General features: G+C 35.1%; 7 protein-coding genes and 1 riboswitch. Of the genes, 1 reads left to right on the forward strand and 6 read right to left on the reverse strand.

What is annotated here, in order from left to right:
* Positions 1-99: 99 nt before the first annotated feature.
* Positions 100-187, reverse strand: a riboswitch (TPP riboswitch).
* A gap of 189 nt (positions 188-376) precedes the next feature.
* Positions 377-1,357 (forward strand): metallophosphoesterase family protein, encoded by a 981-nt coding sequence (locus tag CLV62_RS17280; protein ID WP_110312032.1) that lies wholly within the window; start codon positions 377-379, stop codon positions 1,355-1,357.
* Positions 1,358-1,445: 88 nt separating this feature from the next.
* On the opposite strand, the gene CLV62_RS17285 is transcribed toward CLV62_RS17280, so the two are convergent.
* From CLV62_RS17285 to CLV62_RS17310, 6 genes are all read right to left on the reverse strand, one after another.
* Complete coding sequence (locus CLV62_RS17285; protein ID WP_087880175.1) at positions 1,446-2,024, reverse strand: superoxide dismutase; 579 nt, start codon at positions 2,022-2,024, stop codon at positions 1,446-1,448.
* A gap of 438 nt (positions 2,025-2,462) precedes the next feature.
* The gene (locus CLV62_RS17290) at positions 2,463-3,728 is read right to left on the reverse strand and encodes a UDP-N-acetylglucosamine--peptide N-acetylglucosaminyltransferase SPINDLY family protein (protein WP_110312033.1); all 1,266 of its coding nucleotides are present in this window, start codon (positions 3,726-3,728) and stop codon (positions 2,463-2,465) included.
* 27 nt (positions 3,729-3,755) lie between these two features.
* Positions 3,756-6,320 (reverse strand): DNA gyrase subunit A, encoded by a 2,565-nt coding sequence (gene gyrA / locus CLV62_RS17295; protein ID WP_110312034.1) that lies wholly within the window; start codon positions 6,318-6,320, stop codon positions 3,756-3,758.
* Between the two features lie 322 nt (positions 6,321-6,642).
* A complete protein-coding gene (gene secA / locus CLV62_RS17300) occupies positions 6,643-9,939 on the reverse strand; it encodes a preprotein translocase subunit SecA (RefSeq protein WP_110312035.1) in 3,297 nt (1,098 codons plus the stop codon).
* Between the two features lie 50 nt (positions 9,940-9,989).
* Positions 9,990-11,573, reverse strand: a complete 1,584-nt coding sequence (locus CLV62_RS17305) for an alkaline phosphatase family protein (RefSeq protein WP_110312036.1) — start codon at positions 11,571-11,573, stop codon at positions 9,990-9,992.
* Positions 11,574-11,636: 63 nt separating this feature from the next.
* Complete coding sequence (locus CLV62_RS17310; protein WP_110312037.1) at positions 11,637-12,827, reverse strand: lipoprotein N-acyltransferase Lnb domain-containing protein; 1,191 nt, start codon at positions 12,825-12,827, stop codon at positions 11,637-11,639.
* Positions 12,828-13,198: the final 371 nt, after the last annotated feature.

The raw sequence follows: 13,198 nt of genomic DNA on the forward strand, positions 1-13,198 counted from the left end.
ATAATGATTAGTGATAAAATGCAGAACATTTCATCGGGCTTAATAAATAAAAAAGGGGATAAGAGAAGTTTACCTTATTGTGAAGTAGTATGCATTGTGCACGAAGCATATCTATTTCCCTACGCCGGCATTACCCGGATCAGGTTATATGGGTATAATCTCAGCCTTTTGGGCACCCCTAGATCAGTGGGCAAAGATATAAAAGAATAAGACACAACTAGACACTGTAATAGTTAAAAAGAATAGGATAGAGTAGGGAATTGTATTATTCTTTATTATTTGAGGGGGGTATTTCGTTTCTAATTTGTATTATTGATATATCATGATGAGCTACCTTAGTAATTTATCTTTTTAACCCAATAAATCTCACATTACTATGTACACACGAATTTTAATTTTATCCTTATTATTTTCTCCATTTTTAAAAGGGCAAGAGGCTGTTAATTTTACTCTGTTTACAGATATCCATCAGGATATAATAAATGATGCAGATATACGCCTGAGGGATATATTTGAAGCAGCGGAGAAAAATTCATCACAATTTATCATTCAATTAGGAGATTTCGCTATGCAAAAACCTGATAATAAAATTTTTGTGGACTTCTGGCTTAATTATCCAATGGAAAAATATTCTGTGTTGGGAAATCATGATATGGATATTGGTACAAAAGAAGAATATATTGAATATCTAAGGATGAAAGCTCCTTATTACTATTTCGATAAAGGCATATTTCGTTTTATAGTTCTGGATACTAATTACTTTATTGATGCTGATGGCGAAACGATAGATTATGCCGATTCTAATTATTACGGAAAGAAGAATGACAGAATATCATCTAAACAATTAGATTGGTTGGAAACCTTATTAAAAGACAGAAGTAAACAGATTATTTTGTTTACTCATGCACCTGTTGATGGAACATTTGATGATAATGAGAGTTTTGTGGCTCTAAGAGGAGTTTTAGATAATGCAAAGTTAGCTGGTGCAACTATTGTAGGTGTATTAAGTGGTCATAATCATATAGATAATCATACAATTAGAGATGGAATAAATTATATGCAGATTAATAGCGCGAGCTATGTATGGGTTGGCGAAAGATATGCTGATAGAACGCGTTTCCCTGAATCAGTTTATCAAACACGTTCCGCTTTACCTTATACAGTCCCGTATAGAAGTGCTTTGTATGCAAATATATCAATTGATTCTAAAGCTCGTCTGGTATCAATCAAGGGCTCAAAAAGCTCTTTTATACCACCTTCACCGCAGGAATTGGATAGACCTGAACAAGTTAATAATCTAACTCAAGAGAAGGTTGTAAGTTCCGCTTTGATAACAGATATAACCTGCATATATTAAGAATTAAAAGAGAGTAGGGGACTTCTGTTAAAAAAACAAAAGCAGTCTTATTATATAAGACTGCTTTTGTTAAATTTATGAGTTTTGATTAGTAACGTGCACTAACTACATCCCAATTGATGATTTTCCAAACTTCAGCTAAGTGATCAGCACGACGGTTTTGGTAATCCAAGTAATATGCATGTTCCCAAACGTCAATTCCTAAAATTGGAGTTAAACCTTTTACAACAGGATTGCTACCGTTAGGTTCTTTTTCGATAGATAGATTGCCGCTAGCATCTTTAGCTAACCACACCCAACCAGATCCGAATAGGCCAGCTCCAGCTGTATTGAATTCCTTTTGGAAGTTTTCAAACGAACCGAATTTAGCAGTAATAGCTTCAGCTAATTTTCCTTTGGGAGAACCACCTGTTCCGGGAGTTGTAAATGAAGCGAAATATAGATCGTGATTCAAAATCTGACCTGCATTATTAAAGATAGCTCCGTCACTTTCCTTTATTATAGTAATAAGATCTGAGTTTTCGAATTTAGTTCCCGGTACCAAATTATTCAGATTGTTTACATACGTTTGAAGGTGTTTACCATAATGTAGTTCTACAGTTTGTTGACTGATAACTGGCTCTAAGGCATTTGTTGCATATGGCAACTTAGGCATTTCAAATTTCATAGCTTCTGTACTTTTATTATCGTTATTATTATTTGTTTGATCCTCTACGTTTAAATTAAAACTAAGTAAAGTTATAAGAAAGTAAGAGATAATCGTAGTCATATACTTTTTGTTTTTAATTAAGCATTATACAAATTAAACAAATCTATTCCACATTTGTTTGAATATCGCTGCCATATTTATATAGATTGTTTCTAAGTCTGTATCGACAGAGTATATTCTTTAACATAATACTTTAGTTCACTATACTTTGAATAGGAGTGTTTGATTGATTATTACCTGACTCATTAATTAATAAAAGAACAATTAAACATAATGGTAATTATATAACTTTTATGTATTCGCAGTAAAGAGCAAAAATAAGACCTTCATAAGAAAATAAGAGGTTGTCCAATGGGACAACCTCTTATAATTAATAAAACTAAGTTAGTCTATTAATTAATACTTATATTTTTCAAGTTCTGCACTCATAGCTTCGTATTCTTTCTCCATGTTTAGATTATAGTATACGTTTTGCAATTTTACCAACATTGATTTAATTTCTAACTCGTCAGCAGAACGACCTTCCAATACTGATTTATACTTTTCCAATAATGGAACAGCTTTAGTATATAAGGCTTTAGCCTTATCATCTAATTCAGCTCTTTCTTTGGCTGAAGAAACATTACCGGCTTCTTCTTTTAAATTTTGTGCTTGTACAATATAAGATACAGCTAAACCTTCAAGAGCCCTTTCGCAAGCAGCATCTTTACTTATGGCAGCTTGGTATGTAGCATCTGCAGTTACAAAGTCTTTTTTCTCAGCAAATAATGACGCCTTTACGCTATACATATCGCATGATCCTTCAGGATTATTAGCAATAGCTTTATCTAAATACGCAATAGCTTCTTCTGATTTACCGGCCTTTATATATTGATTGATCAGATTAGGCATAAAGTATTTGTTATCAGGGAATTTAGCAGCAGCAAGCTCCAGTGTTTTTACAAAGTTCACACTGTCTTTAGTGTTTTCGTATTCGCTGGCTAAAAGCTCATACACGTCACTTTCTTTGTATGTACTGTTAGGAGTAAAAGGTTCAGAAAGTATTCTGCTTAACAGTTCAATGGCTCTTTGATCTTCTTTAGCTTGAATCGCAGTGATAACAGCATAATACTTGATAGTTTGAAATGTACTATCATTAGTATTTATTTTATCCTTATCATCAGCAAATATTTTCAAAGAAGGCAACTCCCAATACTTTTCAAAGAAGATAGATGCTTTACTATAATCTTGTTTATCATTATAATAAACACCACCATTGATAAAGAACGGGTGATTAGCTCTTAAAGTTACAGATATATCTTTTCTGAATTTGTTCTTTACTTTTCCTTTTTCATCAGGTATTTGACCCAACTCATCAGCTTTGATATAAGGTGCATATGAATTCAATAGAGCATCATACATGATGTCTTCTTTGAACTCTTTTTGAAGCATTTGGTTTGTTCTTTGAGTATCAAATGCTTTATTTTCAATATCACCTGCAACTTTCCACGTTTCAGCATCATTAGCTGTTTCAGGATCGGTAAGTGCCGGTTTGATTAGTTCTCGAGCTTCAGTAAAATTGTTCGAGTTCATTTCACTCTTAGCATCTTTTACCGCCTTTTTTTGTGCAAAAGATAGCGCTACTACCATGCACAATGTTGCTGTCAAAAGTACTTTCTTCATCGTTTATTAAAATTTTAATAATTATTGTTATTCATCAGAATTGTCTTCGTTCGAAGATATATTATTCTCATTGTTTAATTCATCAAGTATTATATCATCCTCGATGATGATATCTTCGTCTTTTTCAGACATTACCTTACAAACAGACGCTATCTGATCGTTACGTTTACCTAGATTAATCAGTTTCACACCTTGAGTAGCACGTCCCATAACTCTCAGATTATCAACCTTAACTCGAATCGTGATACCCGATTTATTGATGATCATCAAGTCATTTTCATCCGTAACATTACTGATCGAAACAAGTTTACCTGTTTTTTCAGTAATACTCATGGTTTTTACACCTTTACCTCCACGGCTTGTTATACGATATACAGGCTCTCCATCTTCGTCATTCAGTCTGGTGCGTTTTCCGTATCCAAGTTCAGACACAACCATGATAGTTTCTTCCGGAGCATCTTTAGACATTGCAATCATTCCGATTACTTCGTCTGTTGGATCTTCGTCTATACGCATTCCACGTACTCCTGTTGCTGTACGACCCATTTCGCGTACATCCGATTCGTGGAAACGAATAGCTCTACCATTACGATTAGCTATTAATATTTCGCTATTACCGTCAGTCATCAATACTTCGATAACTTTATCGTCTTCACGAATTGTAATAGCATTAACACCGTTTTGACGAGGTCTTGAGTATGCTGCTAAACTGGTTTTCTTAATTACACCTTGCTTAGTACAGAACACAAGGAAGTGATTATTTACGAATTCAGTATCATTAAGACCCTTAATTCTAATAAATGCATTAACCTTATCTTCAGCTTCAATATTCAACATATTCTGAATAGCTCTTCCTTTCGAATTCTTGCTACCCTCAGGTATATCAAATACTCTCAACCAATAACATCTACCTTTTTGAGTAAAGAACAACATATAGTTGTGCATAGATGCAGGATAAATATATTCAACAAAGTCGGTGTCTCTGGTTTCAGAACCCTTAACTCCCACTCCACCTCTATGCTGAGCTTTAAATTCCGATAGTGGTGTACGCTTAATGTATCCCATATGAGATATTGTGATGATCATTTCATCATCAGCATAGAAATCTTCCGGATTCATTTCGATATCCGAATAAACGATTTCACTACGACGAATATCACCATATTTATCTCTGATTTCTACTAATTCATCTTTGATAACCTGCATACAAAGTGCTTCGTCATTCAAGATTTCATTGAGGTAGGCTATAAGCTTTTGTATCTCAGAATATTCACTGTGTAGTTTGTCTTGTTCTAGTCCGGTTAATTGGCGTAGACGCATTTCAACAATTGCACGTGCTTGAACATCTGATAGTTGGAATCTGTTTATAAGTCCTTCTATTGCCTCTTGAGGCGATTTAGAACCACGTATAATAGCAATTACTTCATCAATATTATCTGATGCAATAATTAAACCTTCTAAGATGTGAGCTCTTTCTTCGGCTTTTAAAAGATCATATTTTGTTCTGCGGATAACCACTTCATGTCTGTGTTCTACAAACAGCGAAATCATATCTCTCAGATTCAACATTTGTGGGCGTCCTTTTACCAATGCAATGTTATTAACACTGAAAGAACTTTGTAATGCTGTCAGTTTATACAGTTTGTTTAGTACAACATTAGCATTGGCATCCCTCTTAATATCAACCACGATACGCATTCCTTCACGGTCCGACTCGTCATTGACATTACTTATACCATCAATCTTTTTATCACCAACTAAATCGGCTATATGCTTAATTAAATCAGCTTTATTAACTTGATATGGAATTTCTGAAACTACAATTTTTTCATGGTTTCCATCCATTTCAATTTCCGCACGTCCACGCATAATAACACGTCCACGTCCGGTCTCAAAAGCATCTTTAACACCTTGATAACCATATATAAAACCTCCTCCTGGGAAGTCGGGAGCTTTCACATGCTCCATCAAGCCTTCAATGTCAATTTCTCTATTGTCAATATAGGCAATAGTTGCATTGATTACTTCAACCATATTGTGAGGAGGCATATTTGTTGCCATACCTACAGCAATACCTGAAGCACCATTAATAAGCAAGTTTGGAATACGGGTTGGTAAAACTGTCGGCTCTTTTAAGGTATCATCAAAGTTCAGTTGAAAGTCAACCGTATCTTTGTCTATATCCTTAAGCATTTCTTCGGCAAGTTTACTAAGACGAGCCTCAGTATAACGCATAGCTGCAGGCATATCACCATCTACACTACCCATATTACCTTGACCATCCACCAATAGATAGCGTACGCTCCATTCTTGTGCCATACGAATCATGGCAAAATAAACAGATGAATCACCATGGGGGTGGAATTTACCTAAAACTTCCCCTACAATTCTCGCAGACTTTTTATAAGGCTTATTGGATGTGTTTCCTAATTCACTCATTCCAAAAAGAATACGGCGATGTACGGGTTTAAATCCATCTCTAACATCGGGTAAAGCACGACCTACAATAACAGACATTGAATAATCAATGTATGCTGATTTCATTTCGTCCTCGATGTTAATTCTAATAATTCTATCTTCCTGATCTATCATTAAAGATAAGTTTTTTTTAATATACTATTTTTTGTTTGCTTGCTTTTAAGTAAATGAAAGTATTTAATGATATATACTCTCAAATTATAACAGGTCATTACTGTTATTGCTTGCCAAAGTAATAAAAAGGTCTTAGACCTTAATATAAGGTGCTACTGACTTTAAAAACCCTGCTAAATTACAAAAAAACTTTCAATTTTGGAAACATTTTGACACAAACTAATGGCTGTTGATAAAGATTGTAGCAAAAAAGAGAAGAGTCTTATATTGCTTATTTTTAGCAATATAAGACTCTTATATGTCCCAGAAGATAACTTAGTGATTAATCTTCGTCTTGTCCATGACAGTTTTTGTATTTTTTGCCACTTCCACAGAAGCAAGGATCATTTCTACCTAATTTTTTTTCTACTCTGATTGGAGCTTGTTTAGGTTTCTTATTCTCTTCTTTTGGCGCTTGTTCTTCGTCTATATCTTCTTTCTCTGTTTTGTATTTGCTAAAATCGGTCTTTTCTTCAACTTTAGCTTCCTGTACTTCTTCTGATTGACGAACTGGTATTTGACCACGCATTAAAATAGCTACGGCTTTTTTATTGATGCTGTCAACCATTGTTTTAAATAAACTGAAAGATTCGAGTTTATAAATCAATAGAGGATCTTTTTGCTCATAACTTGCATTTTGTACAGAATGACGCAGCTCATCCATTTCGCGCAAATGTTCTTTCCATTGTTCATCAATGGTATGCAGAAGAATAGATTTTTCAAAAGATTTAATAACCCCTTTAGAACCGGTTTCGTATGCTTCTTTTAGGTTACAGGTAACGTTATAGATACGTTTGCCGTCAGTAATTGGAATTAATATATTTTCGAAGTTGCCTCCTTGGTTTTCGTATACATCCTTGATTACAGGATTTGCTATTTCAGCCAATCTGTCCATTCTGTGTTTAAAGTTCTTCACAGCATGCTCATACACTAAATCTACAAGCTTCTCAGGTCTGGCAGATCTGAATGTAGATTCATCTACAGGGCATTCCATAGCCAATACACGAAGAATCTCAATTTTTAAGCCTTCATAGTCTTGGGTTTCTGCATATTGTTCTGTGATAGAGTTTGCCGAATCGAAAAGCATATTGATAATGTCTATACCGATACGTTCTCCCATAAGAGCATGACGACGACGTTTGTAAATAACTTCGCGTTGCGAGTTCATTACATCATCATATTCGAGCAGACGTTTACGGATACCAAAGTTATTTTCTTCCACTTTTTTCTGAGCACGCTCTACCGATTTGCTCAACATATTGTGTTCTAGAACTTCTCCTTCTTTGAATCCCATTCTGTCCATAAGACTGGCAATACGCTCAGTAGCAAACAGACGCATCAATTGGTCTTCAAGAGAAACAAAGAATACAGAAGATCCCGGATCACCCTGACGACCTGCACGACCACGTAGCTGACGGTCAACACGGCGTGATTCGTGTCTTTCAGTTCCGAGAATTGCCAAACCACCTGCAGCTTTAACTTCCGGAGATAGTTTAATGTCGGTACCACGACCTGCCATATTGGTTGCAATAGTTACTGCACTGGTTTGTCCCGCCATAGCAACAATCTCAGCTTCTTTTTGATGCAGTTTTGCATTCAGTACATTATGTTTGATCTTACGTTGAGTAAGCATTCTACTTAATAATTCCGAAATTTCTACAGAAGTTGTACCTACAAGAACAGGGCGTCCTTTAGATGTAAGGTCTTCAACTTCCTGTATAACAGCAGCATATTTCTCACGTTTCGTTTTATAAATACGATCATTCATATCTGAACGGGAGATTGGACGGTTAGTAGGGATTACTACAACATCTAATTTGTAGATATCCCATAATTCGCCTGCTTCTGTTTCTGCTGTACCTGTCATACCTGACAGTTTGTTGTACATACGGAAATAATTTTGAAGGGTAATAGTTGCAAAAGTTTGAGTTGCAGCTTCCACCTTCACATGTTCTTTAGATTCTATTGCTTGATGCAGACCGTCAGAATAACGGCGACCGTCCATAATACGACCTGTTTGCTCATCAACAATCATTACTTTATTGTCAATAACAACATACTGGTCGTCTTTCTCAAATAAAGTATATGCTTTAAGTAATTGATTCACTGTATGAACACGTTCTGATTTGACACTGTAGTTTTGCATCAATTCATCTTTTTGCTCTGCTTTTTGTTCATCCGTAGTGTTGGCATTTTCTATTTCTGCCATTTGCGCACCAATATCAGGAAGAACGAAGAAAAGTGGATCGTCAGAATTTCCGGTTAAAAGGTCAATACCTTTATCTGTTAATTCGATGCTGTTGTTTTTTTCATCAATAACGAAGTACAATTCGTCAGTAACAATATGCATATTACGCAATTGCTCAGACATGTAATGTTCTTCGGTTTTAAGCATAGCCGATTTAATACCGGGTTCACTTAAAAATTTGATAAGTGGTTTATTTTTAGGTAAACCTTTGTATGATCTGTATAATAAAAGTGCACCTTCTTCTTGCTCTTTAGAATCAGAAGACGACATTTTCGATTTAGCTTCCGCTAAAAGTTTAGTACAAAGATCTCTTTGTGTTTTTACAATAATTTCGACACGAGGGCGAAATTCGTCAAACATCTGTACTTCACCTTTTGGTATCGGACCCGAGATAATAAGAGGAGTACGGGCATCATCAATCAATACCGAGTCAACTTCATCGACAATCGCATAATTGTGTTTACGTTGTACCAAGTCAGACGGGCTGATAGCCATATTATCACGAAGGTAGTCAAAACCAAATTCGTTGTTTGTACCAAATGTAATGTCGGCTTGATATGCTTTGCGACGACCTTCTGAGTTTGGTTGGTGTTTATCGATACATTCTACAGATAATCCGTTGAACATATACAATGGTCCCATCCATTCAGAGTCACGTCGAGCCAAATAGTCATTCACTGTAACCAGATGAACTCCATTTCCTGTAAGAGCATTTAGAAAAACAGGGAGTGTACCTACTAAAGTTTTACCTTCTCCTGTTGCCATTTCAGCAATCTTACCTTTATGAAGAACCACCCCCCCAAATAACTGAACATCATAGTGGATCATATCCCATGTGATTTCGTTACCTCCGGCTACCCAATGGTTTTGATAAATTGCTTTATCACCTTCGATACGTACGAAATCCTTTGTTTCAGCTAATTCTCTGTCAAAATCTGTTGCAGTAACTACAATTTCTTCGTTTTGAGTAAAGCGGCGAGCTGTATCTTTTACCACAGAGAATGCCTCCGGCATGATTTGCTCTAATATAACTTCGTATTTATCTGTAATTTCCTTTTCTAGTTTGTCTATCTCAGCCCAGATATCTTCTCTTTGATCAATCTCAATATCTTCAATCCCAGCTTTCAGTTCAGTTATTTTATTTTTCTCTACTGAAACAAAATCTTGTATTCTCTGTTTGAGTTCTACAGTTTTTGCTCTTAATTCGTCATGCGAAAGAGCTTCTATAGCTGGATATGCAGCTTTTATCTTTTCCACATAAGGAGTGATCTGCTTTGCATCCCTTGTTGATTTATTGCCAAAAAGTTTGGCCAGAATATCATTAAATCCCATATATATTGTTTGTTATTATTTTTCAGTTTTTATCTTGGAGTTCTATTGTCTTAAAGAAACTCGGGTAAAGGTTGGTCTTTTGCTGCATTAGGAGAGCGTATGCGTAATATGCGGCATACTGTCGGTGCTATCTCTGTTGCTTTTATTGTTCTTTTTATTTTCTCGGGTTTTGTATTAAAACCAAAGAAAATTACAGGAGAAACTATAGCTGTTTCCCGTTGTATTTGTTTTATGGACGATGCATTTTGTTCATTCACAATCTGATACCCCGGATGTATCTGTATGATAATATCTCCTGAAGCATCCCTGTCTAGGGTATTGCGGTAAGCCAACATATTTGAATCAGCCTTTCCGGTAAGGAGTTGTATAGATGTCGTAGCATCTTGTACTCCTGTAAATTGTACAACAAATTCGGCGGCTTTATTCTGTATTTCTTCCAAACTGATATTTTTGCTCTCTATCAGCTTACGGTTCAAGTATATTTGTTGGTTATGGTATTTTTCAACCCATTGCTCTTTACCGTAAATAGCCATCAGATACATATTTAGCAGAGCTTCGCATCTGTTGGTATAAAATATACCTGCTGATGCCTGTATATTATTGGTATTGACAATGTTCGAACTGTAATATCCTGTGGATGTAACAAAAATTAGCGTATTCTGAAGACCAACGGTTTTTTCGACCTGATCTAAGAGTGTGGCTATTTCTCTGTCCAAACGAGCATATGTATCTTGTATTTCGTAAGAGTATTCGCCATCTGTTGATGCTGAAAAATTACCGGCATAATAGGTAAGAGCTAAAAAATCAGGACGTGAACGTTTTCCCATGTCAGCTTTCTGCATCAATGCTATGGCTGTCTTGGTGATATTTTCGTTGACAAATGGAGATTCTTTAAATAACTGGAAAGAATTATCGCTGCTGATCAGTTTATTACTAAAACTAACGGCTTCGCTTCCATATGGAAATAAGTTATACTTATCAGTACTAAGTAATGGTTGCCAAACAAGCGTGTTTATACGGTTCGGATATATATTTGATCTGTTTACCTGTTCTACACTCCAGTCAAAATCTTTAAAATAAGTTGAAGTTGCCCATTTTCCCGAATAATCTTCGATCCAATAAGCACCGTTTGCTCCATGTCCTGCTGAAATAAGGGCTTGAAACGAATTTGGGGCAAAACTGTATACGTCTGATCTTCCTTTAGAAGCAATTTTCAATTCATCAGTAATAGTTCCTACACGTAAAGCGGAAGGAGATAACTTTTCTTTGGTGTAATTTCCCAAGAAAGAGTTGTCTTCAAAAATAGAAACTTCTGAATTTCTGTCAGGTAAAAATCTTTTGCTGTAAATTATTCCGTGATGAGAAGGATTGGTTCCTGTGTATATGGTAGCTATGGAAGAGGCTTCATTCAGATTTGGAAAATCGAATACCATATTCTGATACACCAAACCTTCGTTTAAAAGTCTTTTGAACCCTCTTTCAGAGAAAGTATGCTGAAATAATTCGAGATAATCAGCCCGTAACTGGTCAATAGTTATGCCAATCACCAACTTTGGAGTTTCTCTCAAAGTCGTTTGCGATTGTATAGATGTTACTGTCAGTACAGCTACAAGGGATGTTATTATTCTTATCATTAAACTATCTGACTAATCTTTTATTGTTACTCTACCGTTTGTAATTGATTAATAAATAGAGAACTAAGATCTATTTTTATATTGTAATACATTAGTTCCCGACCTTACACATAGTGAAAGAACGTATGGGAGAAATGCTAATTCCAAATACTGTGGTATCAAAAACCAAGCCAAAAGCAGCAGTATCAAGGCTACAAAGTTAATAAAATGATAGTAGTACACATATTTTGAGAAGAATTTTATTAAAAAGAAAAATGCGAGTATCAATTGAAGCGGATTTAACCAGATAATATTCCAGTTCGGATTGGTGCAAGGGTGTACTGAAAAGAACATCAGAAAGAATATAATGCTTCCTGCAATACCTGCTATGGCAAATAAAAGTGTATCGAATATTTTGCTTAGTATAATATAGTTTTTCTTATAAGATAAGAATGAGATTATTAATGTTATAACTAATAAGAGGCAGCCTATAGCTAAAGGTGGATCTATAAAATTAAACAACAGATTTTTACCTGAGGGAAGCATTTTATTTAATCCTTCTAATAAAGGACGACTAGTTCCATCTGTATTCTTAATAGTTGCACCATAATACGCTCTCATTAAATATGAAGGTAGAAAATCTTTTTGTCGGTCTGTTATTTCTTTATCAGCGTCAGCACCAATGACTAAATCAATACCAAAACGCACCCAAGGTTGTATACAAACACATTCGTGAACTAAATCCCGGTAGGTTTGCTTCTCTAGTGTTGGCGTATAAATAATTGTTCCCTGAATATTATTTTCAATTATATCTCTAGGGCGTGTTGAGCAGTTATCATAAAAGTAATTGTATCTATATACTCTGTTTTCGGGTAAACTGTTTATAACTAATGCGTCAAATATAGCTTGTTTTTCTTGTCGGGTTAAGTTAAATACTTGTTCTGTAATGCCAACACCTCTCGATTTATATTCACTTATGTACCTGTTGAAGTTTTCGGCTCCAACCATATAATCCGTTTCTCCTTTTATAAACCGAAGCATAAAGTTGGGAGTATCAAAGCTGAATAACCCGTAATTGAATACCAAATCAAACTGATTAACAGGGTCTTGTATTCTTATAGCGGTGTGCCCGAACAAAGCGTAAATTTCTTTTTCCCAGGGAGCACTGGTTAAGAGGCTCACTTTAGCGGAATCAGACAATTGTATTTGTTGTGCACTTAGATGTAATATACCGATGTAAAAGATCAATATAATACAGAGTAATCTTTTTATCATTCCGTATAATTCAAAAATTTAAGTTACAAAGATAATGTATATATGTAAATCACAAACTTCTTTAATAACAGTAATTCGGGTTATTTTATCTATAAATGTAAGGATCAATCGTCAGTCGGCAATTATAATAAGATGCGGTCTACCATGTCGAACTGGGAAATGGTTATCAATCAAGAGGAGAAATAAGTTCACGGAAAAACTGTTACTTTTGTCACTTTTGTCCATAGTACATGACAAAAAGAGGCACTAAATTGATATAATTATTTGAATATAAGTTTTTTTAATATTTTGAAAAGACCTTGATTTTTCGTATCTTAGAAAGAAAAACTGGGGAGTTTTTCAAGATATGCAAACCAAGGTCTCAGACAAAA

It is taken from the genome of Indolivaga alginatilytica (assembly GCF_003201355.1).
In the GTDB taxonomy this organism is placed as follows: domain Bacteria; phylum Bacteroidota; class Bacteroidia; order Bacteroidales; family Dysgonomonadaceae; genus Dysgonomonas_A; species Dysgonomonas_A alginatilytica.

What these genes read in the sequence shown, in the direction of transcription:
- CLV62_RS17305 (WP_110312036.1), bottom strand. Translation starts at nt 11,573, where the DNA reads ATGATAAGAATAATAACATCCCTTGTAGCTGTACTGACAGTAACATCT.
- CLV62_RS17280 (WP_110312032.1), top strand. Translation starts at nt 377, where the DNA reads ATGTACACACGAATTTTAATTTTATCCTTATTATTTTCTCCATTTTTA.
- CLV62_RS17290 (WP_110312033.1), bottom strand. Translation starts at nt 3,728, where the DNA reads ATGAAGAAAGTACTTTTGACAGCAACATTGTGCATGGTAGTAGCGCTA.
- secA (WP_110312035.1), bottom strand. Translation starts at nt 9,939, where the DNA reads ATGGGATTTAATGATATTCTGGCCAAACTTTTTGGCAATAAATCAACA.
- gyrA (WP_110312034.1), bottom strand. Translation starts at nt 6,320, where the DNA reads ATGATAGATCAGGAAGATAGAATTATTAGAATTAACATCGAGGACGAA.
- CLV62_RS17285 (WP_087880175.1), bottom strand. Translation starts at nt 2,024, where the DNA reads ATGAAATTTGAAATGCCTAAGTTGCCATATGCAACAAATGCCTTAGAG.
- CLV62_RS17310 (WP_110312037.1), bottom strand. Translation starts at nt 12,827, where the DNA reads ATGATAAAAAGATTACTCTGTATTATATTGATCTTTTACATCGGTATA.